The organism is Candidatus Peregrinibacteria bacterium (genome assembly GCA_016699755.1).
In the GTDB taxonomy this organism is placed as follows: Bacteria; Patescibacteriota; Gracilibacteria; order CAIRYL01.
Genome location: CP065009.1, coordinates 603,479 through 629,690 on the forward strand (window position 1 = coordinate 603,479; position 26,212 = coordinate 629,690).

The following is a 26,212-nucleotide window of genomic DNA, read 5'->3' on the forward strand; positions in this document are numbered from 1 at the left end:
GATAAAAAAAGTTGGCTCTTGAGTAGGAAAATCATTTCGATTATCCTCTCAACATGCTTAAACACGCCAAAATATCAGACTACAAAATAAAAAAAATATTGATGTGTTTTTGTGAAGATATCGATGCCTCAAAAACAGCAAGAATTCTAGAAATAAATCGAAGGACTATTGATCGGTATTTTAATATCTTCCGAGAAAAATAACTCTTCACGCCATCGCTCAAAGTAAGGAATCTGGAGAGTTTGAACTTGATGAAAGTTATTTTGGAGCTAAAAGAGTACGAGGTAAAAGAGGAAGAGGGGCAGCCGGAAAAACACCAGTCTTTGGTATACTTAAACGAGACGGAAAAGTATCAGTAACCATCGTAAAGAAATGCAGTAGAGAAGAGTTATTGCCTATCATACAGGGAAAAATACTCGAAGGTTCCACTATCCACACCGATGGCTGGAGGGCTTATGACGGACTCATTCTAAATGGGTATGATCACTATCGTGTCTACCATTCCCATGATGAATTTGCTCGAGGAAAATGCCATGTGAATGGCATAGAATCTTTCTGGTCATTTGCCAAGAGAAGACTCTCTAAATTCAACGGTATTGCTTCTCATAAGTTTAATCTTCATCTGAAAGAATGTGAGTTCCGATGGAACTATAAAGATCAGAATCTTTATGATAAAATGCTAAAGATTTTGAAGAAATTTTAAAATCTGCTACTCAAGAGCCAAAAGTTTTCTCCAATCTAGGTATTCGCGTCAGACAAAAATCGATCAACTATTATTTCTGCAATTCCCGTATACAACTTTGGAGTGAGACTTAAAAGCCGAACCCTATCTTCTTCCGAAAGATCTTTTTGGGTTTGCACAAAGTCGTAAAATGATTCGAGTGTTATCTCTTTTCCGCGCGTAAGATCTTTGAGTCTCTCATAGGGGTTTTCTGCACCGCGCGCTCGCAAAATGGTTTGCATTGCCTCTGCCAAAACTTCTGGATGTGCAGCAAGATCGTTGTATATTGTTTTTTCATCAAGAGTAAGCTTCTCAAGACCACGTAAAAAACTCTGAATAGCTAGAAAATTATGTCCAAAGGCAACTCCCATATTTCGCAACACCGTAGAGTCTGAAAGATCACGTTGCCAACGAGAAACAGGAAGCTTTTCCGCGAAGTGAGTAAAAAGGGCATTGGCAATCCCAATATTTCCTTCTGCATTTTCAAAATCAATGGGATTTACTTTGTGTGGCATGGCGCTACTTCCTACCTCTCCTTCTTTGAGTTGTTGACGAAAAAAACCAAGAGAAATATATCCCCAAATATCCCGAGAAGCATCAAGAAAGATATTCCCCATGCGAAGAAAAAGATGAGAAATCTCTGCCAAGAAATCGTGTGGCTCAATTTGTGGCACAATAGGATTCCATGTAAGTCCTAATGAGGTTACAAACGATTCCGAAAGCTCAAGCCAATCTATCTCAGGAAAAGCAATAACATGCGCATTAAAATTTCCGCTTGCTCCTGACAGTTTTCCCAAAAACTCTTGTTTCTCGAGTTGTTGTAATTGACGCTGTAAACGAGCAGAAAAAATAAGAAACTCTTTTCCCATCGTTGTTGGACTTGCCGGTTGTCCGTGGGTTCGAGAAAGCAGAGAAACTGCTTTCCACTGGCGTGCCCTAGCTTGAATTTCTTTTTCTGCCTTTTGCAAAAGTGGAAGAAGTGTTTTTTGAATTGCATCTCGTAAGAGAAGAGCATACGCCAGATTATTCACGTCTTCACTCGTAAGGGAAAAGTGAATCCATTCCGAAATGTCGGCAAGAGAGGTATCTTTTACTTTTTCCTTGAGAAAATATTCAACAGCTTTGACATCATGATTTGTTGTTTTTTCAATCTCCTTTATGTGCAGTGCATCATCTTCAGAAAAACTGGAGACAATCTTCTGAAGAAATTCATGCTCCCCCTTAGTTAACTTTCTCAAAGCAGAAATATCATCCCGATCAGAAAGAAAACGAAGCCACTTTTCTTCGACTAAGACCCGAAAACGCATAAGTGCTTCTTCAGAAAAAAAGGAATGAAGTGGCTTGAGCTTCTCTTCATATCGTCCATCGAGTGGAGAAAGAGCGTTCTGCATTGAGGAAAAATACAAAAAATCACCTCTACTATGCCATATTTTTTCGGACGAGAAAAAGATTCCTCAAAAAGGAAAATTTATGATATGATTCTCTGAATCCATTCTAAGAAAAATGCAAAAAGAAAAACCGGATATTTTTGTACTCATGATTATTGCTGTGAGTATCCTCTTTTTTGGGGCGTTGTTTTTTGAATATCTTTCAGGAAATCTGCGAATTTCCGAAGATGGAATCGCTATCTCTTCGCCTGATCCCATGCTTCTTCATGCGCGATTATACGGAACATTTAAAGAAGTATCAGAAGCTACTCCCTAAAAATTAAGGAGAATTTTAGAGGCAAGGCGAATGCCGTGTCGATTTTCGAGAAGGGCAAAAAGAAATTGAAGAATTCGCCGTTCTGATTCCTTTGGAAGCGCAATTCGCTCTGAAACAGAAAGAGGGGCATCTTGCCAGTATCGAAGTGTTTTTATTTCCGAAAATGCGAGCGGAATTGCTCCCTCATTTTTTGGAAAAAAGGAGACAATAGCGCCATCTTCACGCCACCATCCATCTGTACAGTGTTTCTCTTTTGTGTGAGCGCAAAGCGCGAACGAAGGAAGGAGCCCAGAAAGAGTAAGAAGTTGAACCACAAAAATCCCAACAAGACGCTCTGGAAATCGTGCTAAAGAAACACCTCTCAGTATTTCGTAGAGATGTATGTTAGGAGTGTGTTCCACACTCCCCTTCTCTACCATTTCAGAAAGAAACAAAAGAACAGGATCAAAAGAGGATGGTGGTGGAGCAACATACTCAGCACGAATATAGCGCGCCAACCCGTTTCCAGAACGAGGAGGAATCCATTCAGAAATGACTTCAGTAAAGGGCTGTAGAATACCACAGAGACGCGATTTTGGACGACGAATCCCACGAACAACCGCACGGAAAAGTCCCGTCTCTTCTCCAAAAAGTGTAAGAATGCTATCATATTCCGAAAGCGAACGGAGAGAAAGGATAATGCTCTTTTCCTTTTGGGTTTTCATGAAGGGGTGTATCTCGTAAAGAGCTGTTCGCGAAGCATGCGTTGCACGGCAAGCCATGCAGAAAAAAAGCTCATCACGAGAAGAAGAAAAATATTCAAAAAAAGTGTGCCTGAGACGATGTGTTCTTTTTGAAAGAATTCAGAGATTGCTCCATCTCCTTCTATCCCCAATTCGTGTGAAAGTTGCAAAAGAAAAACATACACCCCATCAAGCGCCCACAAAAAAATAAGCGTTCCTAAAAGAGAAGAGAAGAGCGAAAGAAGAAAGGCTTGGAGCAGAAAAGGAGTCTGTAAAAAAGAGATTTTTGCTCCCACGAGACGCATAATCTGAATTTCTTGACGGCTTCCTCGAATATGCAAAAGAACAAAAAGGAAAAAGAGAGCAAACAAAAGGAGAGAGAAGAAAATACGCAAAAAGAGAAAGGTTTTATCGGAAAGAGAAGTGAATTGAAGAAAATTTTGTACCTGGTATCGCGCATGTTCACTCTTTTTGAGAGCATCATGATCAATGACATCTCGCCACTCATCAGAAGAAAGCCACGATTCTAGGAGAGGCGTTGTATCGGTTGGAGAAATAGGAACGATACTGAAAAGGGTAGAAAATGGATTTTCAATATTATATTGATCGAGAAAACGAGTCTCTTCGGGATATCGTTTTCGAAAATCTGCAAGTGCTTCTTCTTGGGAAAGCTCCCAATAGTCGGAAATTTTTCCAGAATTTTTCTTTTGAGAAAGGTATTCACGAAAAGCATCTACTCGATACTCCGGTGCGTCGCGTTGAATAAAAATGGCAATGTCTGCCTTTTGTTCAAAATGTTGAAGAAGAAACTGGGGAAAGAGGGAGATAAAAGAAATAGCATGGAGAAGAAACAACAAAAGAGAGGTTCCTCCTAAAAAGACGAGAAGTGAAAAACGATTTCGCCACATACCAGAAAGGGCGGAAGAAAAAACTCGTCGATAGAAAATAAAAAAACTCATTGTTCATCGCATTACTCCTCGGAATTTTGTCAAAAAAACATCTTCGTGTCGAATGGTTTTCAAAAAATGTTCAAAAGGATATGTCAATGGATTTCTTTTGAAAGAAAAGGGACTTCTGCGCAATAATGGTAGCACTTTTTTATCTTTTTTTCTTTACCTAATGAAAAAGAATACCTTGTGGCGCATAACCGTATCAACAGGAATGCTCCTTTTTGCTCTCTTTGTTGCCCCTATGTTCACAACTCCTGCCAGTGCAGAAGAAAACGGAGCGGGTCAAAAAGTAAAAAAAATAGTCCACGAAGCGCAAAAAGAAGCTCATCAAGAAATTCGACGCGACCGATTTTTGGAGCGTTGTGATGAGCAAGGATTCTCTGAAAAAAAATGTAAGGAAAAGGGTGTTACTCTCACAAAACATATTCGAGAACTTAATAAAACACGAAAAATGAGCCTTATTTCAAATATTGTGGATGCTAAAAAAACATGTGCAGAAGAGAGCGGAAAAACTCCAAAAGACGTTCAAATGTGTATGAGAGAGAAAATTAAAGGATATATAAAAGATCGCATCCTCAAAGAGCGAAAAGTAAAAAAAGATTGTCATGAAAATCTTGGAGAGGATCCAAGTGGAGCAGAAATACAAGAATGTGTTTATGGAAAAATATATAATGATTCCAATGACGATTCGGGAGATGATGATTCCGTAAGCGGAGATGATGATAGTAGTGATGCCGTGGACGAAGATACTAATGAAACGGATGAGGAAAACGCTTCTGATGACTCTGGCGAGGAGTCAGGGGATGATGGGAGCAGTGATGATTCCGTAAGCGGAGATGATGATAGTAGTGATGCCGTGGACGAAGATACTAACGAAACGGATGAGGAAAACGCTTCTGATGACGCAAATGAAGATTCGGGAGATGATTCCTCTGAAGATACAAGTGGAGAGAATTCCTGAGAACGGTTTTTTCTGATCGACAAAGCCCCTCTTCTCGCATTTTGGGAAGAGGGGCTTTATTTGTTATGATATGAGCAAAATGGAAAACCTCTGGCAATCATCTCCATGGGCATGTCTTCAAAAATCATTGGGAAATACTGTTTTTTTTGTAGAAGACATACTCCTGATCCAGCGGAAGCTTCCGCTCGGAAAAACACTACTCGAAATTCCTCGTGCCTGTCCCACAGAAAAACAATGGCACACCATTTTGCAAGAAGCAAAGCAGAGAAAAAGTATTGCCATCCGTATTGCCCCAAATCGAGAAAACACTGTTCTTCCAAAAGGATTTTTTGCCCTTCGGAGTGCATCACAACGTTTTCCAGAATACACTCGTATTATTCCTCTTTCTGGGTCGGAAGAGGAGATTTTTTCGGGATTTTCAAGTACTGGACGTCGGCACATTCGACAGGCGGAAAAAAATAGTGTGATGATTTCTGTATCAGGGGACACAGAGCAGTTTTCGAATCTCATCAAAAAAACAGCATCGCGAGATGGTTTTTCTGCACACGGAAAAGAATATTTTCAAAAATTTCTTAAGGCATTTGGGGAGCACGCTATACTTTTAGTAGCACAAGATGAAAAAGAATGGCTTGCCGCCGGTATTTTTGTCTTTTGGAAAAACACTGGAACATACTACTATGGGGCGAGTATTGATCCAAGCAGAAACAAAAATGCCCCCACACTTATCCAATGGCGAGCAATTCAAGAAGCAAAAAAACGGGGGTGCACCGAATACGATTTTCTTGGGGTTGCGCCAGAGAACGACCCAAATCACCGACTCGCACGAGTGAGCACTTTTAAGAAAAAATTTGGCGGAGAAGTGGAAAAATATGCCCCAGAAACGTATCTCCTGATTTCTCCATTCGTCTTTTTTCTTCTGAACTCTGGAAAAGTGCTTCGGAATCTCTTCCGAAAAAAAATGTGAAAAAGAGAAGCGTTTCCACCGATATTTTTTTGAATGCTTTTCTCGAGAGTAGTGTATCAGAAGTAACAATTCTTCGAGAAAAAGACCAATTCCTCCTCTTTCAGGAGAGCACAAAAACCCACACCACTCCAAAAGGCATGCCTGCCGTGCCAAGTGGATTTTTGGTGGGCTTCATCTCATACGATTGGGCGCGAAATGCGCTTGGCGTTCACGGAAAGATGGATGATTCTACCCCTTCATTTCTCTTTCGAGAATATGAATATGCCCTTTCCACAGACGCAAAAGAACTCTTCAAAACTCTTCCACATTTTCTGAAAGAGAGATCCTACTCTCTTGGAAAGTTTGTACACGATTTTCCAACGCAGGCTTGGGAAGAGGGATTCCAAAAAACTCACCACGATATTTTTCGGGGCGAATTTTACCAAATAAATCTCACTCAGCGCTTTACTGCAGATTTCTGGGGAGACACAAAACAGCTTTTTCTTGCAATGATTCTCAAAAATCCATCGTCACAAGCAGGGTTTTTTGGTCTTGACACTGGTGCCATTCTTTCTGCAAGTCCAGAGCTCTTTCTTCGTTTTTATCAAGATACTGTTACCACAGAGCCTATCAAAGGAACTCGTCCTCGAGGAAAATCCTTACAGGAAGATGAAATGCTTCAAAAAGAGCTCCTTCAATCAAAAAAAGAAAAGGCAGAACTCCTAATGATTGCCGATCTTCTTCGAAATGATCTTCGGAAAACATGCCGATCAATTCGAGTGTCCTCCCTTCGGAGTATTCAAAAAAACCCATCGGTTTGGCACACCTTCTCTCGTATCTCTGGAAAAAAATCTCCTGAATATTCTGCAATAGAAACCCTTCTTTCTTGTCTCCCCGGAGGATCTATCTCTGGTTGTCCCAAGAAACGAGCAGTAGAAATTATTGAAGAAGTTGAGCCACATGCTCGTGGTATTTTTTGTGGAACGCTTGGGTTTTTAGACTCCAAGGGGAACGGTGCTTTTTCCCTTCTCATCCGAACGATTCTTCTCTATAAAAATAGGGCTTTTTTTCAGGCAGGAGGAGGAATTACAAGTGCTTCAGAACAGGAGGCGGAACGAGAAGAAATTCTCCAAAAAAGCGTTTCGTTTTTTGCGCTTCATAAAGAACAGAAAACATAAGCGTATTCTTTATAAAAATAATTTTTTATGGCATAATGTAGTTCATGAGAAAATATCTCCTATTCCTCATTGTGCTCTTTTTTTTCTCGTCAGGAATTGTATTTGCAAACCCGAGTGATAATAACAAAAAAGAAATACGGGCGAGAATAGCCGAGATAGAAGAGGCAGTTAATACTTCTGAAACAGAAAAAATAAAAGATGTACTCTCGCCAAATGCACCAGAAATACTCAAAAAGGAAATTCAAAAAAATATTGAAGGGAAACACATTGCATTCCAACAAAACATCGAAAGTATTAATGAAATCTCTCAAGGAAAAATACGAGTAGAAGGAACATTCTTGGCAGAGGGGGGGCAATGGAATATTCCTGGTTTTTCTGATTATTTTGTTTTTGAGAAGAGAGGAAACAAGTGGTATTTGCTCGAAAGTGACTTTGCACAAAAACTCGACAGTAAAATCGCCCTAAAAATGGCATTTGGAAATATCGCCCATTTTCTCCCTGCACTCCTCTTGATATTTTTCTGTGCATTTTTATTCTGGATTTTCATGATTGTTGATATTCTCAAAAGACCCATCAAAAACAAAACCATTTGGCTCTTAATTGTTATTGTCTTTAATTTTTCTGGAGCGCTTACCTACTTCCTCACGGTACGGAGAAAGCACAAAAAATATAATATGGTGGGCGCCGAGGGATTCGAACCCCCGACCCTCTCGGTGTAAACGAGATGCTCTAACCAACTGAGCTAGGCGCCCAAAATTCTCATGAATTATTCCAGAATATATGGATAATTGGCAATAGAAAATTTTTTTCTTGCGTCAATAGAAAGAATAACCGAGAATTCGCAAAGACTTTTTCAAAAAAACCATGATCACCTGTATCATTAATGATTCCGATGGAAATGAACTTGGGACATTTCACCCTAAAGGAGAAAAAAATCTCCTTGATGAAGCCGCAGATGAAGGCATTGAAATTCCTTTCTCCTGCCATGCTGGAGCATGCATGAGTTGTGCCGCACAAGTGGTGCAAGGAATGGATCTTGTCGACGAAGAACGAGATGGGCCCAAATACATCGACACCACAGATGAAGATATTATCCTCACCTGCATTGCCTCGGTTGACCCTGAAAAGGCAACCGACAAGGATCGAAATTACATTCTCGAAATTGATTTAGCAAACTGATAGATTATTCTATCAGACACTCCTTTTTTGAGTATGTTGCTTAACCATCTCGAGAAATTCCTCGTTTTCCCAAAGAAAACGAGGAATTTCTCGTTGAAAACGAAAGCATTATGGCTTTTTATTTTTGAGCTGAGAAATGCTCGTTGCGGTACACGCCTCTAAAAAGTCCTTCTCTAGCTCCGAGAAGGAGGCATTTTTTGCAGAAGAACGAGCAACGAGTACGATACGAAATGGAAGTGGAAGGAATTCGGGAAAATTGCTCTTTCGAGCTACCTCAAAAAGACGTCGGCGAATTCGATTTCTTCCAACTGCCATTTTTTCCGTTTTTTTCGAAACAATTACGGATAAGCGAGAAACTCCATCAAATGCAGGAAGTGACCGAAAAATAAAGTGAGAAAATATTCTTTTCTCACCTTTCCGAAAAAGTACTTCAAAACCTCTCGTCAAGCGATGTTGTCGGGAAAGCATGAAAACATCAAACGACTATTCTGTGTCGCCCCTTACTTCGGCGACGCTGAATGACGCGCCTTCCTCCTGGGGTGCGCATTCGTCGAAGAAATCCATGAACTCGTTTTCTTTTTCGCGTTCTCGTTTTGCTAAGCATTTAGGAACAAAAATAAAGACCATGCCATTTTTTCATGAAGGAAAATTGATGTCAATATTCACTTATGCGATCGGGGGCATATTTCTTTTAAAGTTATGCCGGAATTGCTTCCCGAATGATTTTCTCGTCACTCCAAGAGATCTCTTTTCCCGCAATATTCCGAGATCGCAAATGCCCCATGCCAGCTACAACAACTACATCACCAGACCTTGCCTCGGAAATTGCTTGAAATATCGCTTTTTTTCGATCTGGAATTTCTCGTACTTTTCCAGAAGAAATTGCTTTTACACTCTCTTCATAAGCCCCCTCCAGAATATGTTTACGAATAACTTCGGGATTCTCAAAATATGGCTCATCATCTGTTACAAAAACAGCATCTGCGTATTTCGTTGCTATTTTTCCCAAAAGACGACGCTTCTCAATATCCTTGTGACTTCCACATGATCCAAACACAAGAGAGAGTCTTCCATCTTTTGAAATATCACGAGCAGAAGTAAGCATTTTTGCAAGAGACCCAGGCGTGAGTGCAAAATCAATGAATATTGAAAAATCCTTCCCCGATTCTATTTTTTCCATTCTCCCCGGAACAGAGAAAAAAGAAGTGAGCGATTCTATTCCATCTTTTTCAGAAATACCAAGCGCGCGCGAAACACAGAGAACAGAAAGTGCGTTCGAAACATTAAAACTTCCAAAAACCGGAATAAAAACCGAAGAAGAGCCTTCCGGAGAATATAATGTAAACGAAATTCCTTTTTCATCGGCAAGAAATAACTCCGAACGATAATCTGCGGATCTATCCCCCTGCTCCGAAAAGGTGAGTATAGAATATCCTTTTTGAGAAAATTCCTTTGCCCATATCTTTCCAAATGAATCATCGGCATTCAAAACAGATGTTCCGCCTTTTCGTAAATGTCGAGAAAAAAGAAGATGTTTTGCTGCAGCATATTTTTCTAGAGTTTTATGATAATCGAGGTGCTCTGGAGTAATATTTGTGAGTACAGCAACATCAAGTGGAATTCCAAAGACACGTCGTTGAAAAAGCGCATGAGAAGAAACCTCAAGCACCACATGCGTTATTCCATTTCGTTGCGCTTTTCGAAACATTCTCTGTAGTTGCCACGGTCCAGGAGTAGTTCGCTTATTATGAGGAAGAATATTGTCATCAAGAACAATCCGCGAAGTAGAGATGGAGAGTACTTTTTTTTTTGAAGAACGCAGAACATGAGAAATCATCTCGACTGTCGTTGTCTTTCCATCAGTTCCGGTAACACCAATATTACAAAATTTTCTTGCGGGAAAACCAAAGACAAAAGCCGCCAGTATACCACTTCCTGCAGAATACCAACGTCGAAAGATATGATTTTCTGAAATGAAATTTCTCAAAAAGGAGATCACGATGGATGGGCTATTTTTTAAGATCTTTCTTTACTTTCTTTACTACCTTCTTTACAGATTTTACTGCGGAAGTCGCTTTCTTTTGAGCAGTTTTCTGAAGGGCATTCCCCTTTTTCTCAAGAATTCCTTTTGTTCCAAGAATCATGTTACATGCTTTTTCGAGTAAATTTTCGAGCTCTTTTTGTCCATCAGCGCTTAGCTCTTTTCGTTTTCCTTCAAGTGTAAGGAAAAATTCTCCCACTGATTTTTTTCCAGAAGAAATCATTTTCTGGATATCGCTTGACTGAAGAAGATCTTGAACTTCTCCACTCGCGTCTTTTCCTGCTTCAAGAAGAAGGGTGGCAAAATCTGTGGCTTTTGTTTTTGAATTTACCAATTCCTTTCGAAGCTGTTTTCCAGACTTTGGAGCAAAGAGCATACCAGCAGAAACTCCCGCGAGAAGACCAACAAGAAATTTTTTCATGATGAAGAGAGAAGAGAAAGTGAAGATGCAACGTCTTTGGTAATTTCAGCGTATTCTATTTTTCCAGAAATAACGAAGTGAGTTTTGTCATCTCGAGGAAGAAGAAAAAGAATGGTATCAGTGTGAATTTCTTGACGAGCATCGGAAAGACTTTTTGGAAGAATCTCAATCGTAATTGCCCAATTGTCAGATGCAATTTCCTCGGGACCGATCTCTGTTCGTGCAAGTACTTCCCCATCTCCCGAAACACCACGCCACCACCAAGAGCGAGGAATAGCAAAGGAAAAGGCAAAGGAGTCGCGATTGTAGCGAAGCCAACCTGTGGGAGTTTCTTCTTTTGGTACAGAAAAAGGAGTAAGAGAAGGTTTATCGGAATCAGTTGTTTCTGGAGAACGCGAAAGGATTTTCGTCACAACGCTTGGAGCAAGGCTCGCATCAACACAAACTCCGGTCGAATCTGGAGTTATGCTTTCGAGCTCACAACGATACCCAGAAGGGCAAAGAAGTTTTGCCACCCCCCCACATCGAACCCCAACCATATAATCTGAAATCTCCTCAGAAAGAATTTCTGTTTCAGCTGATGTCCAAGAAATTTCAGAAAGCAGAGAATAAAAAATACTACGCTCTTCTGAAGGAGAACCTTGAGGAGTAAGAGAGAAGACAAGAATGTTTGACTTTTCAGGAAGCATAACAAAAATATCAACCTCTCCTCCGTTCTTTACAATGCGTCTTGCGTTCTTTCCAGAAACAAGTACCGATGTCCCCGTAACCATTATTTCTTGAGCAGAAACCCCTTCTTTTGTTCGCATAGGAATGCGTTCTACAGTAATAACCGGAGCAGAACCTTCTGGAAAATATTCCAGTTTTTCTTTTGAAACTTCCAGTCGTTGCCAGTTTCCTGGAAGTGTGAAAGAGATCCCAAAATCAGATTCAGTAAAAACAGATTGGCGAAGTTCTGGTCGACTCTGTTTTACGTCAACGGCGAACACTGTAATAACCTTCTCATTCTGCTCTTCTGTCATTTCTCCAGTTATCGTTACCAAAAAATCCTCAAAATCAGAGAGGTCGACAATTTGACTTCGGAGGATATATTTCTTCCCAGAACGAGTCACCAAAAGATGAGTTCCCAATTCATTTTCTATAACTTCCAATGGAGAAACCACTCCTTCTTCTTGAACCGCCTGAACTTCTTTTTTTTGTTGTACCGTTTCGTTTTCATTATTTTTCTCAGACACACACCCCGTAAAAACAAGGGCAAAAAGCGATATAAGAAAAACCCGAAGTGGCAGGGAAGGAAAATATTTCATCACCCACATCATTCCCCTCTTCCGAGAAAAAATCAAGACAGCTCCATCTACGGAATTTGAACGAAAAAGAAAATTTTCTCGCTCTTGTGTGATTTTTCAAGTTTTTTTCCTCTATACTCCTCATGATGATAATACGTTCTTCCTCAGAAAAATCGGCACGAATACAAGAATCGCTCAAACGACTCAAAAAGACTTTTCCTCAAGCAAAATGTGCTCTTCTTCATCGGAATGTGTACGAACTTTTTGTTGCTGTTCAGCTTTCAGCGCAATGCACCGACGAACGAGTAAATCAAATTTCTCCTGCACTTTTTCAGAAAGTTCCAGATTTTTCAGCACTCGCAAGTATTTCCCAAGAAGAACTTGAGCAACTTATTTATTCAACAGGATTCTATCGGAACAAGGCAAAAAATCTTCGAGGTGCCGCACAACACATCTTAAAACGATTTTCTGGAAAAATCCCCCACTCTCTTGCAGAAATGATTACGCTTCCCGGAATTGCCCGAAAATCGGCGAATGTTATTCTCGAAACCGCTTTTGGAATTGTAGAAGGAATTGTTGTCGATACCCATGTTAAACGAATCACTAAGCTTCTCCGTATTACAGAATCAGATAATGCAGAGCGAATTGAGCGAGAACTTATGGAATACATTCCCCGAAAAAAATGGGGTGATGTTGGACATCTTCTCGTTGCTTTGGGACGAGCCATTTGTATTGCCCACCGACCCCAATGTCACCTCTGCCCACTCGCCGATATTTGCCCTTCATCTCAGGCAGGAGTTATTTCTTCGCGGAAAGCGCAAAAAGCACCTCGGAAAAATCTGAGGGAATTGGAGAAATAAATGTCATCTCCTCCTGTTCGTTTGGCAAGACAAGAGAAAGCGACTCCGCATGAAGAAGACAACGTGGAATAGCACAGCCAATTGTGCGAGAGACTTCTTCATCTTGTTTTCGACTGCCATACACCGCATCCCCAAGAACAGGTGAACCAATAGCAGAGAGATGTACACGAATCTGGTGCGTGCGTCCAGTTTCAATCTGAACCAAAAGTTCCGAAACATGCTGAAAGCGTTGTACTACAGTAAAATGAGAAAGCGCATGTTTTGCCTCGCCTCCAGCAGAAACAGACATTTTTTTTCGATCACGCACGTCCCGAGCAATAGGAGAAGCGATTGTCCCCTTTTCTGCAATATGCGCCCCATGAATAAGCGTGCGGTATATTTTTTGTACTTTCCGCTTAGCAAAACTTTTTTGAAGAACAAGGAGAGCAGAATCCGTTTTAGCAAAGACAAGAACACCAGAAGTTTCTTTGTCGAGTCGATGAACAACTCCGGGGCGCAAAGGAAGTCCTTTTTCCGCGAGAGAAGTATGCGCGAGCACTCTCTGGAGAAGAGTGTCTTTCGTGTGGGTTGCATCTGGATGCGTAACAATACCAACAGGTTTTTCCACCACAATCACACTTTCATTTTCAAAAAGAATATTCACTGGCTCATGAGAAGGTAAAAGCCCAGAAGAAACATGAGGGGAAAAAAACGTAATGTCGTCTCCAGACGAAAGAACGATCCCCGCCTTTTTTGGAGGTACTTCATTCACCAACACACGAGACTCGAGAATCGCCTTTTTCGATTGCGAGCGCGTAATATGAAAAGCGCGCACCAGAAAATCATCAAGACGAGCACCATGTTCTTCTTGCGGAACCTTCTTTTTTTGAGAAGAAAGAGGTAGAATATTCATAAATGTATTTGAAATAATATGCCAATGCCAAAGGACAATATCGAACGACTCATTAAGCGAGGCACCGTAGATATTATCCAACGAGAAGACTTAGAAGAAAAGCTTCGTTCCGAAAAAAAACTTCGAATCAAGTTTGGCATCGATCCCACGGGGTCAGATCTTCACCTAGGGCACCTTGTTCCACTCCGAAAGCTCGCGGAATTTCAAAAGCTTGGACACCATATTGTTCTCCTTTTTGGAACCTTTACGGGAAAAATTGGCGACCCCACAGGGAAAGATAAAATGCGCCAGCCACTCACTAATGCAGAAATTGATGAGAATATGAAAACCTATCTCAATCAGGCATCTTGTGTGCTCGATATCAAAAATATAGAAATTGTAAAAAATGGCGATTGGCTCGGTAAGATGACATTTTCTGAAATTTTAGAGCTCGCCGGAAGTTTTACCGTATCGCAAATGATTCAACGAGATATGTTTCAAACTCGTCTCGAAAAAGGAATGGATATTAATCTCGTGGAGTTTTTCTATCCGCTCATGCAAGGATACGACTCTGTTGCCATTGAAGCAGATGTAGAAATTGGAGGAACGGATCAGCTCTTTAATCTTCTTGCTGGACGGCAAATTCAAGATCGATATGGCAAAAAACCGCAAAGTATTCTTACTGTTCCTATTTTAGAAGGAACGAGTGGAAAAGAAAAAATGAGCAAATCGCTGAACAATTTTATTGGCGTTACCGAATCTCCACGAGATATTTTTGGAAAACTCATGTCTATACCAGACCATTTGATGTCTAAGTATTTTGAACTCCTTACCGATTTTACCCATCAAGAAATCTGGGAATTCCTCAATATGCACCCAAGAGACGCCAAACTTCGACTCGCAAAAGAAATAACGACCACACTTCATAACGCAGAGGAAGCAGAACATGCAGAAGAAGAATTTTTGCGCATGTTTTCGGAGAAGGGACTTCCGACCGAAGTTTCTGAAAAAATACTCCCCTCAGGAACATTCACCATTTTGGAAATTGTAGTCGCCTCGGGACTTTGTAATTCAAATGGAGAAGCACGACGACTCATTTCTCAAGGAGGAGTAAAGTGGAATGAAGAAAAAATAGAGAATATTGAAGCAGAAATCGAAGTAACACCAGAATCCAAAATTCTTCAAGTAGGAAAACGCCAATTTCTAAAAATAAAAGGAAAGTGAGGTTATTTGATTCGCTAAAATTTTGCTTTAAAGATGAAATTTTATTCGTATATTTTTGGACTTTAGTTCTCCCTGTTCTAACAGTTTGGCAAGCATTTTTCTGGTAGAAAGGGTGAAGTGTTTTATAAGCAGGAGTTATGTAAAATTTGCGAAAAAATTAAAAGCAACTTTTTATAATCTAAAGGGTCTAGACTAGTTAAGAGATTTTTTTCGTAATGTCTCCAATATTTTATCATAGAGTTTTTTATTCCGATAATTGAATCGGAATTCTGTTTCTTTCAGATGAAGAAAGAAGTTTTCTTTTTGTATTCCATTGAATTTCCTGAGCCTTCTTTTGGCATAACTCCAGAACGATTCGATGCCATTGATGTGCTTCTTTCCTCTCGCAAATTCATTCTTTCCGTGGTGTACTCGATAGTGCTTCTCGAATCCAAAATCCACCAGTCCGTCATATGCCTTCCAACCATCAGAATGGACATGAGAATCTGGCGACACTTTTCCCCTGATTATAGGAACCAGACTCTTTGCTTTGGCATCGGGAACAATCTGCGAATAGACTTTCCTTCCTCGTTTGAGAAGCCCAAAGACGATTGTCTTTCCTCCTACTCCTGCTCCTCTTCATCTTTTTCCTCTGACCCGTGTTGGACCGAAATAGCTTTCGTCTATCTCTACTTCTCCAGAAAGAGGGCTTTCTTTTTCTGATTCCAAAGCAATACGAACACGAAGCTTCTGAAAGATATTGTTTATGGTGTTTCGATTCAAACCAGTAAATTCCGCTGTTTTTTCTGCCGTCAGATCAGTAGAAAAATACCGGATTATTTCCCTGAATTTTCCTTCAGAAATCCGCGAACGGTAGTAATACTTATTTTTTGGCTTCCTGTTCATAAGAACTAGATAAAGAAAGTTCCTTATCTAGTCAAGACCCTTACAAAAAACACTTGAAACAGGGATATTATTCCAATAAAAATCAACAAGTAGAGTAGAAGTGGTGTTGATCTTTTTAACAGGTAGATACTTGGGTGGATATAAAATCAGTATTGATATTTTCGATTTTTCGGCAATAGATTTTTTGCACTCGACTTTTCATCTATCGTTAGTATGGCAAATCCACTCTCAATCATAAAAATCATTTGGGATTATATCACACAAATACCCCCTCACCAATCCATTTTCACGTTTTTCTTTTTAGTCTCACTACATTCCCAACTTTTTTCGAAGATCATTACATTGTCGCCAATAATCGCTACTAAGTTTTCGATTCTTTTCCGTTCGCCGAACTGCTGAAAGCACCGATGTGTGATCGCGTCCACCAAAATAGTTTCCAATCTTCTGGAGAGGTTCTTTGAGTTTTTTATTCGCAAACCACATTGCCGTTTGTCGTGGCACAACATACTCACGAAGACGACTGCTTCCGATAAGTTTTTCGAGAGGAACATCAAAAAAGAGCGCTGTACGTTCTGCAATTTCTTCAATGCTCATTGCTTTTCCAGAGGCGACTTCTTCTTTAATATCCATTTCTTGTCGCTTTTCTCGGTTCATATTTTTAAAGATTTCCCCAACATTTGTTTTATTCGGCAAAACTCCTTGAAGCTCAAAATTTGCGAGCATTTGTCGAAAAACTCCCAAGAGTTCTCGCACCGACCCCGAGCACTCTTCCGCAACATATTCCAGAACATCACGAGAAAAACTAAGATCCGACTCCTGACAACGCTCCTGCAAAATGGCAAGACGAGTTTCAAAATCTGGAAATTGAATATCCGCCACCATACCCATAGAGAAGCGAGAGACAAGGCGCTCTTCTAAACCCTCAAGAAGGCTTGGGGCACAATCGGATGAGAGAACAATTTGTCGATTATGAAGATTGAGATCGTTAAAAATGTGAAAGAGAATTTCTTGTGTTCGCTCTTTTCCTCGAATGAATTGTACGTCATCAAGCATAAAAACGTCTGCGCGACGATATTTATCACGGATTTGATCGCCTTTTCCGCTTCGTACAGCATTCACCACTTCATCAACAAAGTTTTGTGTTTGAAGGAGGAGAATATTCGCATCTGGCGTTTCTTCAGCAATACGATTCCCAATGGCATGCATGAGGTGAGTTTTTCCAAGCCCAACTCCACCAAAGAGAAAGAGGGGGGAGTATTTTTGTCCTGGGGCATTCGCCACTGCTTCCGCCGCCGCGTGAGCAAGAGCGCTTCCAGAGCCAACAATAAAGTTTTCAAATGTCAAAGAAGGATTAAGGAATCGGCGTGCCAATCCCATTTGAATACGGGAAATGGTAAACGGTTCTTGTTTTTTTACGGGAGAAGATTTTCGGAAAGTTCCCGAGAAAATATTGCGTGGATCAAAGTCAGATTGTTGCTCTAAAGTGCCATCCACCTCAAAAAGCACATTTTCGGAATTTGGGAAAAACTGTTGAGAGGCAGAAAGAATAGCGTCTTTTGCGTTGCTCTCAAGCCATCCACGAAAAAACTCTCGAGGAATTCCCACTACGAGCGTATTTTTTTCTACTCGCAAAAGAGCAGTTTTTTGAAAGTAGGTAAGGATATGTGCCTTAGGAAGTATTTCTGCCGATTTTTCAACAATTTTATACCATTCGCTCATCATATATCGCTGTGTTGATAAAATTCGTGCGCCGCTTTTGCCGCCACCGCCCCCTCTCCAACCGCAGTCGCATTCTGTGCAAATTTTTCGCTTGCTGTTGTATTATCTCCTGCCGCAAAAACACCAGATATATTTGTTCGCTGTCCACTGTCGACCACAAGATACCCTTCGGAATCGAGATCGACCCCAAGTTGTTTTGCCAATGTATTTTCAGGATTTGCGCCAATCTCAATAAAAAGTCCACGAATATCTCTGGTTTCTCCATTTTTTAAGAGAACGCGCTCCATTTTGGCACCCCCCTGAACCTCTGCAATTTCCGTGAGAAATTCTACAATAATTTTTGGGTTATTATTGATTTTTTCCACCAATACCGCGTCTGCCCGAAAATGATCTTTGCGGACAAAAACCCGAACCGACTCGCAAATATCCGCAAGATACAACGCCGCTTCTGCGGCAGAATTTCCAGCACCAACCACGGCAACAGGAAGGTTTCGATAAAACATACCGTCGCAGGTGGCGCAATAGGTTAATCCTTTTCCGTAATATTCTTCTTCTCCAAGAACACCAAGTTTTCGTCGCTTTGTGCCAGTAGAAAGGAGAATGGATTTTGCACGATATTCTCCAGTAATAGTGCCCTTCACCAAAAAATCCCCTTCTGGCATTTTGGTGATCTCATCAACGGTATCAAACACCACGTCTGCACCATTTTCCTTTGTCTGATCCATCATTTTTTGCGCAAGTTCTTGTCCAGGGATAGAGAGAAATCCTGGGTAATTTTCTACCTCACCAGATGCCCCCATTTGCCCGCCAGGTTGTGCGCCAATAAGCGCAACATTCATTCTATACCGCGCACAGTAAATAGCACAGGTGTAAGCGGCAGGACCAAGTCCTATTATAAGGAGATCGCGTGAAGAAGACATAACAGATGAAGAAAAGAAAAATTCTATTAGGAACTCATTCTCTGTCAAAGCGCTCCTTTTTTCAAGAGGGGTTACTTTACTAATTTTTCTTCAAAATGCTCCGCAATTTTTTTCTCGATTTCCAAACCTCCGTCATACCCGATACGAACAAGCTTTGCTTCAACAATTTTATCAATACCAGTAAAAATGGCAATTCCCACAATGAGTATAAGAACGCCGAGACCTCTGCGAAAAATTCCTCTTGGATTTCTTGTCCATTGTATTTTTTGGAGAAATTTTTGCCCAAAAAAGGCGATAAGAAAAAGAACAAAGGAAAGTCCGCACGAATAGAAAAAAAGGTCGATTATGCCAGTAAAAAAACTTTCGGGGAGCACTTTCGCAAGAATAAGAAGATAGACAGGGGAGCAACTCGAAAAAACAAGACCAAGCGCCGCTCCCAAGAAAAAGAGTCCCCAAATCCCTCTTTTTTTCCGGCAGAATCAAGAACTGCTTGTGAAACATTACCAAATTTTAGAGAGAGGGAAATTTTTTCCCAAATCTCCGGAAAAATAGTAATCATTCCAAAAAAGAAGAGAATCCCTCCAGAAACATGTTCCCATGTACTCTGCGGAATGGCGATAAGGAGTGTTGACACCTTGAGGAGAAGCGTAAAAAGAACAATGAAAATTGCAAGCGAGAGTGTAATAATAAGGGGACGCACTGAGCGTTTTCCAGAAAATGTTCCTCCAAGAATCACAGGAAGCACAGGAAGCACACACGGAGCAAGCGCAGTAAGAACTCCTGCGCCAAAAGAAAAAAGGAGTGGTTCCACGGATTTTTAAAAAGATTTTTGAGTTATTATCATTCTTTGGGGATGCATTTTAGGAGGAGAAATTTTACTTTTTTTCGATTATGCTTTTTCAACTGGAAACACCTCTCTGTTTACAGTTTTGAATAAAAAATATACTCATAGTGTAATTTTGAAAGAACCAAGAGGTCAAGAAATTCTCAAAGCTTCCTTTTTTTTGTGCAACTCCGTAGGCTTTGCGAGATCTTTTATTTGTATTTATGAAAAAATTCCTTCTTCTTTTTCTGATTACCCCTCTTCTTTCTGCTTGCTCTCCTTCTCTCTCTTCGAAAAACGAAATTGTTCCAACATCACAAAAAAAAGAGGAAACAGAAATGCGATTAAGTCGTGACATACTCAATGAATCACTCACACTCGGGACGAAATTTTTACTGGAAAATCAAAAACCAGAAGGAAACTTTGAGTACGAATATAACTTTCTCACGCGGTCATATAGAGAAGATGATAACCAAGTACGGCAAGCCGGAGCACTTTGGGGAATCTCACTGATTCATGCGGAAAATCCTTCAGAAGAAACAGAAGCCGCACTTAAAAAAGGGCTCGCTTTTTTTCGAGAACATTCTCAAAAAACAAATTTTGGCGGACGTTTTGTTGTGTATCCCAGAGATTCCCAAGGAAGTACCGGAACCGTTGCTCTTGTTGCCCTTTCACTTATTGAGTGGCTCCGAAGTGATAATACTATTGAGAATCGCGCCCAATACGAAGCAGATTTAAACGAATATCTCTCATTTCTCCGATCACTCCGAAAAGAGAATGGGCAATTCTTTTCCCAATTTGAATATAAAAATGGTACTGGAAAAGGAAACCCATCACCCTACTTTGATGGAGAATCACTTTTAGCACTCACGAAAGCGGCAAAGTATTTGAATTATTCCGAATTTGTTCCAGAGATTATGGAATCTGCCGAAGCAATGTACAAACAAAATGTGACACTCGCTCTTCAAAAAAATCCAGACAGCACAACTACAAAAGGATTTTATCAATGGGGAAGCATGTCGTTTTATGAGATTTATACAGCTGAGTGGAAAGGTTATAAGCCATATGCAAAGCGAACAATAGAAATGGCATACTGGATGATTGACACGCACAAAATACTTACACGCACCAGAAACACAGCATATGCGTATGAGGGAATTGTTTCTGCATGGGAACTCGCACGTCTTACAAAAGAAACAAAAGCACAGAAATATTTTACAAGTGTTATTGATGAAGGACTCCAGAAACTCACGAGCTGGCAAGTGGGTCACTCTTGGCAAAATGACTATCTCAAACACTCTGCGGACAAGAATGACACAAACGCACTCGGAGGCATTATGAACAGCGCAAACGAGCCAAGACTTCGCATTGATGTTACTCAACACCAAATGCACGCAGTCCTTTTAACGCGACAATTCATGCTTGAGGGAAAATAGAAGATTTCTTATCGGAAATATTTTTTGGCTCTTGAGTAGCAGATTTTAAAATTTCTTCAAAATCTTTAGCATTTTATCATAAAGATTCTGATCTTTATAGTTCCATCGGAACTCACATTCTTTCAGATGAAGATTAAACTTATGAGAAGCAATACCGTTGAATTTAGAGAGTCTTCTCTTGGCAAATGACCAGAAAGATTCTATGCCATTCACATGGCATTTTCCTCGAGCAAATTCATCATGGGAATGGTAGACACGATAGTGATCATACCCATTTAGAATGAGTCCGTCATAAGCCCTCCAGCCATCGGTGTGGATAGTGGAACCTTCGAGTATTTTTCCCTGTATGATAGGCAATAACTCTTCTCTACTGCATTTCTTTACGATGGTTACTGATACTTTTCCGTCTCGTTTAAGTATACCAAAGACTGGTGTTTTTCCGGCTGCCCCTCTTCCTCTTTTACCTCGTACTCTTTTAGCTCCAAAATAACTTTCATCAAGTTCAAACTCTCCAGATTCCTTACTTTGAGCGATGGCGTGAAGAGTTATTTTTTCTCGGAAGATATTAAAATACCGATCAATAGTCCTTCGATTTATTTCTAGAATTCTTGCTGTTTTTGAGGCATCGATATCTTCACAAAAACACATCAATATTTTTTTTATTTTGTAGTCTGATATTTTGGCGTGTTTAAGCATGTTGAGAGGATAATCGAAATGATTTTCCTACTCAAGAGCCATAAACTATCTAATCCCCTCTTCTAACATTTTTCGCAACTCACTTTTATGAATCCGCTCTTGCTTCATGTTGTCTCTATGACGTACAGTAACGGTGTCGTCTTCTTTCGTATCGTAATCGATCGTAATAGAAAACGGCGTTCCGATTTCATCTTGTCGGCGATAACGTTTTCCAATAGAACCTCCATCATCGTACTCGCACGAAAACAAGCCAGAAAGATCATTAAAAATTTCCTGAGCAATTTCTGAGAGTCCGTCTTTTTTCATAAGCGGTAAAATAGCGACAGAAACCGGTGCAATGCGTGGAGGAATTTTTAGCACCGTTCGCGACTCTCCATCATCTAGCATTTCTTCAGTATACGATTCGCACAGTACTGCAAGCACCGAACGGTCGAGACCAAAGGTTGGCTCTAGTACATGAGGAATGAAAACTTCATTTGTTACCGGATCACGATATTTCAATTCTTTTCCAGAAAACTTCTCGTGCTGACTCAAGTCGAAATCTGTTCGATACGCAAGTCCGTAGAGCTCTTTTCGCCCAAAGGGGAAGTCGTACTCAATATCAACCGTTCGCTTACTGTAGTGCGAGAGCTTTTCTTTTGCGTGCTCCAAATCGTGACATCTTTCTAGACTCAGTCCGATGAGTTGACACCAAGCTTTCATGTCGTTTTGCCACTGCACAAAAAGTGTTTCCCAGTCTTCTTCACGGAGAAAATATTCGATTTCCATTTGTTCAAATTCGAGAAGGCGAAAGATAAAATTTCCGGGAGTAATTTCGTTTCGAAAAGCTTTTCCAATTTGTGCCACTCCAAAGGGAAGTCGAACTCGACAGGAATCGAGAATATTTTTAAATTCCAAAAATATAGCCTGTGCAGTCTCTGGTCGCAAAAATGCTGTAGAGTCTTCTCCTGTTTTTGCCATTTGCGTTTGAAACATAAGGTTAAACTTCCGTGCTTCTGTAAGATCTTTTGAGCCACAGTTCGGGCAGGAGAGAGCATTTTCTCGAATGATTTTTGTCACTTCTTCATCTGTTTTTCCCTCGCAATCAATGTTCAGGGCATCTTCTACAAGATGATCGGCACGAAGACGCGCACGGCAATTTTTACAATCGACAAGCTGATCGCTAAAACCGGCGACATGTCCGCTTGCTTCCCATGTTTTAGGATGAAGGAGAATCCCTCCATCAATTCCAAGGATATCCTGACGTTTCTGCACAAAAGTCTTCCACCACAAACGCTTAATGTTATTTTTGAGTTCCACTCCATAGGGACCATAGGTATACGAATTGGCAAATCCTCCGTAAATCGCAGAACCAGGATATAAAAATCCGCGACGCTTTGAGAGAGACACAATTTGATCAAGCGAAGTAGCAGGCATGAAGAACAAAAAAAGAGCAGAAGAATCATAAGGGGAAGGAGAGATAAATTCAATCTCCTTGTTCCAAATTCTTCTTTTTTTAAAAAACATATTACAATGTAATACTTTTTTCTTGACTCTCTTGAAAAAATAAGAAGAATAAGAACAGTTTTTTATTTTTCAAAACATGGAAGGAGGAAAAAAAGAGTACATTCCAGAGAGCACCTATCGTTTCCAACTCAATGAAGATTTTACGTTTAAAGAAGCAGAAAAACTTCTCCCTTACCTTCAAGAACTCGGAGTGGGGAGCCTCTATCTTTCGCCTATTACACAGGCACAAAAAGGAAGTCGACATGGATACGACATTACCGATCCCAACAAAATAAATCTGGAACTTGGTGGCGAAGAGGAATTTGAGAAACTCGCTTCTGCTACTCAAGCACACCAAATGAAGATGCTCATCGATTTTGTGCCAAATCATATGGCAATAGAAAAGGGGGGGAATCTGTTTTGGCAGGATGTCCTTGAAAATGGAAAAAAAAGTCAATATGCGTATCTCTTTGACATTCACTGGGAAGACGGGGAAGGAAAAATTCTTCTTCCCTTTCTCGGAGATCACTACAAAAATATCCTGAGGAATGGAGAATTAAAAACGGTATACAATCCAGAAAATGGTGATTTTACACTTGCTTACTACGATAACCCATTCCCCATTGATCCAAAAACATATCCTCATATTCTCGAACCGCTTCTTAAAAATTTGGAGTCTGAAGACGAGAAAAAAACATTTAGAAAGATCCTTTTTCGACTCAAAAATCTCTCCAATGGAAACGACGAATCTCCTGCTGCTATTGAAGTTCGGAGAGAAAACAGCATCGCTTTAAAAAAAGAGATTCAAGAATTTTTTTTCGACGAATCTCACAGAGAAGCCCTTTTGCAATATCTCGAAAAACTCAATGGAACACCCAGAGATATAGAGAGCTTTGCTGATCTTGATGCTCTTATTACGCAACAGCATTATGTTCTCAAGTACTGGAGAACAGCCGCTGACGAAATTAATTATCGCCGTTTTTTTGATATAAACGGTCTCGGTGGATTGCGACAAAAAGATAAACGTGTTTTTGATGCAACCCACAAAATGATTTTGCGACTTATTTCAGAAGGAAAAATAGATGCTCTCCGCATCGACCATCCCGATGGATTGTATGATCCGAAACAGTATTTTCAGTGGATTCAGGATTCAGTCAACAAAAAAATATATGTTGTTGCAGAAAAAATACTCGCCGGATACGGAGAAGATCATGAACAGATTCCAGAAAAATGGGCAGTAAGCGGAACTACTGGCTATGATGCGCTCAACGCAATAAATGGACTTCAGGCGGACGCTGAGGGAACAGAAAATATTTCGGGTATTTACACAAGATTTCGGAAGAGTGAAGAGATCGCAGATTTGCAAGAAGAAGTAGCAAAAGAATTTGGAGATGCTTGCAAAAATGTTGTCAGCAGACTCTATGAAAAAATGCATCCCGAAAAGAGTGTTGAAGACATGATTTACGAAACAAAAAAATGGGTACTTCGATATATTTTAGCTTCCGCTCGAAACTATCTCACCGAAAAGCTCAAAAAAGTTGCAAAACAGAGATTGGGTGCATGTGACTATTCTTATGAATCTCTTACAACCGCTCTCGAAATTTTCATGGCATCGTATCCCGTTTATCGCACATATCTCTCAGAGAACGACTCCAGAATAAATGAAAGTGACACAAGATATATCAGAGAGGCAATTGAGGGAGCAAAAAAACGATGTCATGGGGAGGAAAAGGATCCCGACAGTCGACCAGATACAGAACTCGTCATCGATTTTATACAAAAGACCCTGCTCTGTGTTTCTCAAAATAAAAATGAGTCGGGGCACAAGGAGGCGAGTGAGTTTTCGGGAGCACTACAGCAATACACCACCGCCCTTATTGCTATTGCAGAAGAGAATACGCAAGCCTACAGACACTTCCCTCTTTCTTCATTGAATGAAGTGGGCGCTTCTCTTGAACACCCCACCAGTACTACAAGGGATTTTCACCACTTTTCGCAAGAACTCCTCAAAAATTCTCCAAACGGAATGGTAACTCTTTCTACACACGACACAAAAAGGTCAGAAGATGTCCGTGCTCGAATAAACGCTCTTTCTGAATTTCCCGATGAGTGGAAAGACAACCTCGCTCGTTGGAGCGTAATGAACGCTGACAAAAAGACAAATGGAGATAGTTCTCATAAAACACCACAAAACCTTCCCTCGAAAAATGATGAGTATCTCTTCTATCAAATACTTTTGGGAGCATGGCCACACGAAGAACCAAAAACAGAAGAGGCTTGGAACACCTTCGTTTTCCGAATACGAAACTATATGCTCAAGGCAGCGAAAGAGGCAAAAACAGAAACCAGCTGGATTGATCAAAATCAATCATACGAAAACGCTCTCACAAGATTTGTAGAGTTGGTTATGGACAGAAAAAAATCGGAAATTTTTCTCGATGATTTTCAGATATTTCAGAAAAAAATTGACGCACTGGGAAAACGCAACAGCCTTCTGCAAGTAGTCCTCAAAAATACTATGCCGGGAATGCCGGACACCTACCAAGGAAATGAGATTTTTGATGATAGTTTGGTTGATCCAGATAACAGAAGATCTATCGATTTTTCATATCGCTCAAACCTTTTGCAAAGATTAGAGAAATATACAGAGAGTCTTTCCTCCGAAAAAATAGAACTTCTCTTTCAGGATTCTAATGAGAGCGGATTTTCTGGAAGAGAAAAAAAAGACGCTCTCAAGCTTTGGATAACACAACAAACACTTCGTGTACGAAAGAAATTAGGTGATGTTTTTACACAAGGAGATTACACACCAATTTTTGGAGAAGGAGAATCGGTAGCGGATCATCTTATTGCTTTTTCACGTTCTCATGGGGAAGAAGAAGTAATTACCGTTGCAACGCGACTTTCGGGGAAACTTCTTAAAAAAGAAGCAGGAACAGAAAAAGAAGCATGGGGAGAAGATAAAATCGTTCTCAAAAATACACCAGAAGGTGTGCAAAGGAGGTATCGAGATATTCTTACGGGAAACATTTTTGACGCAAAAGATAACACCCTTCCACTTGCAAAAGTGCTCTCGGTTCTTCCTGTTGCAGTTTTAGTGAGAGCATAAAGACACCTTTTCGCCCCTCTCTTTTTATGCAATAAAATTCAGAGCCCTCCAAAAGAAGAGGGCTTTTTGAGCATTGCA

25 protein-coding genes, 1 tRNA gene and 2 pseudogenes are annotated in these 26,212 nt (G+C 40.4%); 11 read left to right on the forward strand and 17 right to left on the reverse strand.

The genetic code is table 11. The annotated features are described in order from the left end of the window. The first annotated feature begins 53 nt into the window (after positions 1 to 53). Positions 54 to 703: pseudogene (locus IPN35_02750) on the forward strand (IS1595 family transposase). A 35-nt stretch (positions 704 to 738) separates the two neighbouring features. On the opposite strand, the gene purB reads toward IPN35_02750, so the two are convergent. Then, complete coding sequence (gene purB / locus IPN35_02755; protein ID QQS59768.1) at positions 739 to 2,127, reverse strand: adenylosuccinate lyase; 1,389 nt, start codon at positions 2,125 to 2,127, stop codon at positions 739 to 741. Positions 2,128 to 2,224: 97 nt separating this feature from the next. On the opposite strand from purB, the gene IPN35_02760 reads away from it, so the two are divergent. Then, the gene (locus IPN35_02760) at positions 2,225 to 2,425 is read left to right on the forward strand and encodes a hypothetical protein (GenBank protein ID QQS59769.1); all 201 of its coding nucleotides are present in this window, start codon (positions 2,225 to 2,227) and stop codon (positions 2,423 to 2,425) included. Here the strand turns inward: IPN35_02760 and IPN35_02765 are convergent. Together IPN35_02765 and IPN35_02770 are read right to left on the reverse strand one after the other, a co-directional pair. Further along, a complete protein-coding gene (locus IPN35_02765) occupies positions 2,422 to 3,129 on the reverse strand; it encodes a recombination protein O N-terminal domain-containing protein (protein ID QQS59770.1) in 708 nt (235 codons plus the stop codon). The genes IPN35_02760 and IPN35_02765 overlap by 4 nt on opposite strands. Further along, positions 3,126 to 4,055 carry an FtsX-like permease family protein gene (locus tag IPN35_02770; protein QQS59771.1) on the reverse strand — a complete coding sequence of 310 codons (930 nt, stop codon included), beginning with the start codon at positions 4,053 to 4,055 and terminating at the stop codon, positions 3,126 to 3,128. Before IPN35_02770 ends, IPN35_02765 begins: the two co-directional genes overlap by 4 nt. Before the next feature lie 211 nt (positions 4,056 to 4,266). On the opposite strand from IPN35_02770, the gene IPN35_02775 reads away from it, so the two are divergent. The 4 genes from IPN35_02775 (at position 4,267) to IPN35_02790 (ending at position 7,898) form a co-directional block, all read left to right on the forward strand. After that, on the forward strand, positions 4,267 to 5,058 hold the full coding sequence (locus tag IPN35_02775) for a hypothetical protein (protein ID QQS59772.1): 792 nt from the start codon (positions 4,267 to 4,269) through the stop codon (positions 5,056 to 5,058). Between the two features lie 70 nt (positions 5,059 to 5,128). Next, complete coding sequence (locus IPN35_02780; GenBank protein ID QQS59773.1) at positions 5,129 to 6,022, forward strand: peptidoglycan bridge formation glycyltransferase FemA/FemB family protein; 894 nt, start codon at positions 5,129 to 5,131, stop codon at positions 6,020 to 6,022. Continuing rightward, on the forward strand, positions 6,019 to 7,179 hold the full coding sequence (locus tag IPN35_02785) for an anthranilate synthase component I family protein (protein ID QQS59774.1): 1,161 nt from the start codon (positions 6,019 to 6,021) through the stop codon (positions 7,177 to 7,179). The genes IPN35_02780 and IPN35_02785 overlap by 4 nt, the downstream gene beginning before the upstream one ends. A 44-nt stretch (positions 7,180 to 7,223) precedes the next feature. Then, complete coding sequence (locus IPN35_02790) at positions 7,224 to 7,898, forward strand: PLDc_N domain-containing protein (protein ID QQS59930.1); 675 nt, start codon at positions 7,224 to 7,226, stop codon at positions 7,896 to 7,898. Here the strand turns inward: IPN35_02790 and IPN35_02795 are convergent. Further along, positions 7,855 to 7,931: transfer RNA gene (locus IPN35_02795), tRNA-Val, on the reverse strand. The genes IPN35_02790 and IPN35_02795 overlap by 44 nt on opposite strands. A gap of 112 nt (positions 7,932 to 8,043) precedes the next feature. Between IPN35_02795 and IPN35_02800 the strand changes: the two genes are divergently transcribed. After that, positions 8,044 to 8,358 (forward strand): (2Fe-2S)-binding protein, encoded by a 315-nt coding sequence (locus IPN35_02800; GenBank protein ID QQS59775.1) that lies wholly within the window; start codon positions 8,044 to 8,046, stop codon positions 8,356 to 8,358. 108 nt (positions 8,359 to 8,466) lie between these two features. On the opposite strand, the gene rnpA is transcribed toward IPN35_02800, so the two are convergent. The 5 genes from rnpA to IPN35_02825 form a co-directional block, all read right to left on the reverse strand. Then, positions 8,467 to 8,826 (reverse strand): ribonuclease P protein component, encoded by a 360-nt coding sequence (gene rnpA / locus IPN35_02805; protein ID QQS59776.1) that lies wholly within the window; start codon positions 8,824 to 8,826, stop codon positions 8,467 to 8,469. Between the two features lie 7 nt (positions 8,827 to 8,833). Then, a complete protein-coding gene (gene rpmH / locus IPN35_02810) occupies positions 8,834 to 8,962 on the reverse strand; it encodes a 50S ribosomal protein L34 (protein QQS59777.1) in 129 nt (42 codons plus the stop codon). Between the two features lie 93 nt (positions 8,963 to 9,055). Continuing rightward, positions 9,056 to 10,345, reverse strand: coding sequence for a UDP-N-acetylmuramoyl-L-alanyl-D-glutamate--2,6-diaminopimelate ligase (locus tag IPN35_02815; GenBank protein QQS59778.1), 1,290 nt, complete (start codon positions 10,343 to 10,345; stop codon positions 9,056 to 9,058). Between the two features lie 22 nt (positions 10,346 to 10,367). Next, a complete protein-coding gene (locus IPN35_02820; protein ID QQS59779.1) occupies positions 10,368 to 10,820 on the reverse strand; it encodes a YtxH domain-containing protein in 453 nt (150 codons plus the stop codon). Continuing rightward, positions 10,817 to 12,139, reverse strand: coding sequence for a hypothetical protein (locus tag IPN35_02825; GenBank protein QQS59780.1), 1,323 nt, complete (start codon positions 12,137 to 12,139; stop codon positions 10,817 to 10,819). Before IPN35_02825 ends, IPN35_02820 begins: the two co-directional genes overlap by 4 nt. A gap of 113 nt (positions 12,140 to 12,252) precedes the next feature. Between IPN35_02825 and nth the strand changes: the two genes are divergently transcribed. Beyond that, positions 12,253 to 12,966, forward strand: coding sequence for an endonuclease III (gene nth / locus IPN35_02830; protein ID QQS59931.1), 714 nt, complete (start codon positions 12,253 to 12,255; stop codon positions 12,964 to 12,966). Here nth and IPN35_02835 read toward each other — a convergent pair. Next, positions 12,905 to 13,858: an RluA family pseudouridine synthase gene (locus IPN35_02835; GenBank protein QQS59781.1), complete on the reverse strand. Its 954-nt coding sequence runs from the start codon at positions 13,856 to 13,858 to the stop codon at positions 12,905 to 12,907. The two genes, nth and IPN35_02835, sit on opposite strands and share 62 nt — an antisense overlap. A 24-nt stretch (positions 13,859 to 13,882) precedes the next feature. Between IPN35_02835 and IPN35_02840 the strand changes: the two genes are divergently transcribed. Continuing rightward, on the forward strand, positions 13,883 to 15,061 hold the full coding sequence (locus tag IPN35_02840; protein QQS59932.1) for a tyrosine--tRNA ligase: 1,179 nt from the start codon (positions 13,883 to 13,885) through the stop codon (positions 15,059 to 15,061). A gap of 192 nt (positions 15,062 to 15,253) precedes the next feature. Here the strand turns inward: IPN35_02840 and IPN35_02845 are convergent. The 5 genes and pseudogenes from IPN35_02845 to IPN35_02865 all read right to left on the reverse strand — a co-directional run bounded on the left by IPN35_02845 (position 15,254) and on the right by IPN35_02865 (position 19,396). Continuing rightward, a pseudogene (locus IPN35_02845) lies at positions 15,254 to 15,946 on the reverse strand (IS1595 family transposase). Positions 15,947 to 16,255: 309 nt separating this feature from the next. Then, positions 16,256 to 17,668, reverse strand: coding sequence for a chromosomal replication initiator protein DnaA (gene dnaA / locus IPN35_02850; GenBank protein ID QQS59782.1), 1,413 nt, complete (start codon positions 17,666 to 17,668; stop codon positions 16,256 to 16,258). Then, positions 17,665 to 18,585 carry an FAD-dependent oxidoreductase gene (locus tag IPN35_02855; GenBank protein ID QQS59783.1) on the reverse strand — a complete coding sequence of 307 codons (921 nt, stop codon included), beginning with the start codon at positions 18,583 to 18,585 and terminating at the stop codon, positions 17,665 to 17,667. Before IPN35_02855 ends, dnaA begins: the two co-directional genes overlap by 4 nt. Before the next feature lie 71 nt (positions 18,586 to 18,656). Further along, a complete protein-coding gene (locus IPN35_02860) occupies positions 18,657 to 19,025 on the reverse strand; it encodes a hypothetical protein (GenBank protein ID QQS59784.1) in 369 nt (122 codons plus the stop codon). After that, complete coding sequence (locus IPN35_02865; protein QQS59785.1) at positions 18,929 to 19,396, reverse strand: hypothetical protein; 468 nt, start codon at positions 19,394 to 19,396, stop codon at positions 18,929 to 18,931. Before IPN35_02865 ends, IPN35_02860 begins: the two co-directional genes overlap by 97 nt. A 236-nt stretch (positions 19,397 to 19,632) precedes the next feature. Here IPN35_02865 and IPN35_02870 point away from each other — a divergent pair, with 236 nt between their 5' ends. Then, positions 19,633 to 20,844: a hypothetical protein gene (locus tag IPN35_02870; GenBank protein QQS59786.1), complete on the forward strand. Its 1,212-nt coding sequence runs from the start codon at positions 19,633 to 19,635 to the stop codon at positions 20,842 to 20,844. Positions 20,845 to 20,889: 45 nt separating this feature from the next. On the opposite strand, the gene IPN35_02875 is transcribed toward IPN35_02870, so the two are convergent. Both IPN35_02875 and IPN35_02880 read right to left on the reverse strand, forming a co-directional pair. Next, a complete protein-coding gene (locus IPN35_02875; GenBank protein ID QQS59787.1) occupies positions 20,890 to 21,540 on the reverse strand; it encodes an IS1595 family transposase in 651 nt (216 codons plus the stop codon). Between the two features lie 45 nt (positions 21,541 to 21,585). Then, positions 21,586 to 22,956, reverse strand: a complete 1,371-nt coding sequence (locus IPN35_02880; protein QQS59788.1) for a glycine--tRNA ligase — start codon at positions 22,954 to 22,956, stop codon at positions 21,586 to 21,588. Positions 22,957 to 23,122: 166 nt separating this feature from the next. On the opposite strand from IPN35_02880, the gene IPN35_02885 reads away from it, so the two are divergent. Then, positions 23,123 to 26,134: a hypothetical protein gene (locus IPN35_02885; GenBank protein ID QQS59789.1), complete on the forward strand. Its 3,012-nt coding sequence runs from the start codon at positions 23,123 to 23,125 to the stop codon at positions 26,132 to 26,134. Positions 26,135 to 26,212 lie beyond the last annotated feature (78 nt).

What these genes read in the sequence shown, in the direction of transcription:
- IPN35_02760 (QQS59769.1), top strand. Translation starts at nt 2,225, where the DNA reads ATGCAAAAAGAAAAACCGGATATTTTTGTACTCATGATTATTGCTGTG.
- IPN35_02765 (QQS59770.1), bottom strand. Translation starts at nt 3,129, where the DNA reads ATGAAAACCCAAAAGGAAAAGAGCATTATCCTTTCTCTCCGTTCGCTT.
- IPN35_02770 (QQS59771.1), bottom strand. Translation starts at nt 4,055, where the DNA reads ATGTGGCGAAATCGTTTTTCACTTCTCGTCTTTTTAGGAGGAACCTCT.
- IPN35_02775 (QQS59772.1), top strand. Translation starts at nt 4,267, where the DNA reads ATGAAAAAGAATACCTTGTGGCGCATAACCGTATCAACAGGAATGCTC.
- IPN35_02780 (QQS59773.1), top strand. Translation starts at nt 5,129, where the DNA reads ATGAGCAAAATGGAAAACCTCTGGCAATCATCTCCATGGGCATGTCTT.
- IPN35_02790 (QQS59930.1), top strand. Translation starts at nt 7,224, where the DNA reads ATGAGAAAATATCTCCTATTCCTCATTGTGCTCTTTTTTTTCTCGTCA.
- IPN35_02800 (QQS59775.1), top strand. Translation starts at nt 8,044, where the DNA reads ATGATCACCTGTATCATTAATGATTCCGATGGAAATGAACTTGGGACA.
- rnpA (QQS59776.1), bottom strand. Translation starts at nt 8,826, where the DNA reads ATGCTTTCCCGACAACATCGCTTGACGAGAGGTTTTGAAGTACTTTTT.
- rpmH (QQS59777.1), bottom strand. Translation starts at nt 8,962, where the DNA reads ATGCTTAGCAAAACGAGAACGCGAAAAAGAAAACGAGTTCATGGATTT.
- IPN35_02820 (QQS59779.1), bottom strand. Translation starts at nt 10,820, where the DNA reads ATGAAAAAATTTCTTGTTGGTCTTCTCGCGGGAGTTTCTGCTGGTATG.
- IPN35_02825 (QQS59780.1), bottom strand. Translation starts at nt 12,139, where the DNA reads ATGATGTGGGTGATGAAATATTTTCCTTCCCTGCCACTTCGGGTTTTT.
- nth (QQS59931.1), top strand. Translation starts at nt 12,253, where the DNA reads ATGATAATACGTTCTTCCTCAGAAAAATCGGCACGAATACAAGAATCG.
- IPN35_02835 (QQS59781.1), bottom strand. Translation starts at nt 13,858, where the DNA reads ATGAATATTCTACCTCTTTCTTCTCAAAAAAAGAAGGTTCCGCAAGAA.
- IPN35_02840 (QQS59932.1), top strand. Translation starts at nt 13,883, where the DNA reads ATGCCAAAGGACAATATCGAACGACTCATTAAGCGAGGCACCGTAGAT.
- dnaA (QQS59782.1), bottom strand. Translation starts at nt 17,668, where the DNA reads ATGATGAGCGAATGGTATAAAATTGTTGAAAAATCGGCAGAAATACTT.
- IPN35_02855 (QQS59783.1), bottom strand. Translation starts at nt 18,585, where the DNA reads ATGTCTTCTTCACGCGATCTCCTTATAATAGGACTTGGTCCTGCCGCT.
- IPN35_02870 (QQS59786.1), top strand. Translation starts at nt 19,633, where the DNA reads ATGAAAAAATTCCTTCTTCTTTTTCTGATTACCCCTCTTCTTTCTGCT.
- IPN35_02875 (QQS59787.1), bottom strand. Translation starts at nt 21,540, where the DNA reads ATGCTTAAACACGCCAAAATATCAGACTACAAAATAAAAAAAATATTG.
- IPN35_02880 (QQS59788.1), bottom strand. Translation starts at nt 22,956, where the DNA reads ATGCCTGCTACTTCGCTTGATCAAATTGTGTCTCTCTCAAAGCGTCGC.
- IPN35_02885 (QQS59789.1), top strand. Translation starts at nt 23,123, where the DNA reads ATGGAAGGAGGAAAAAAAGAGTACATTCCAGAGAGCACCTATCGTTTC.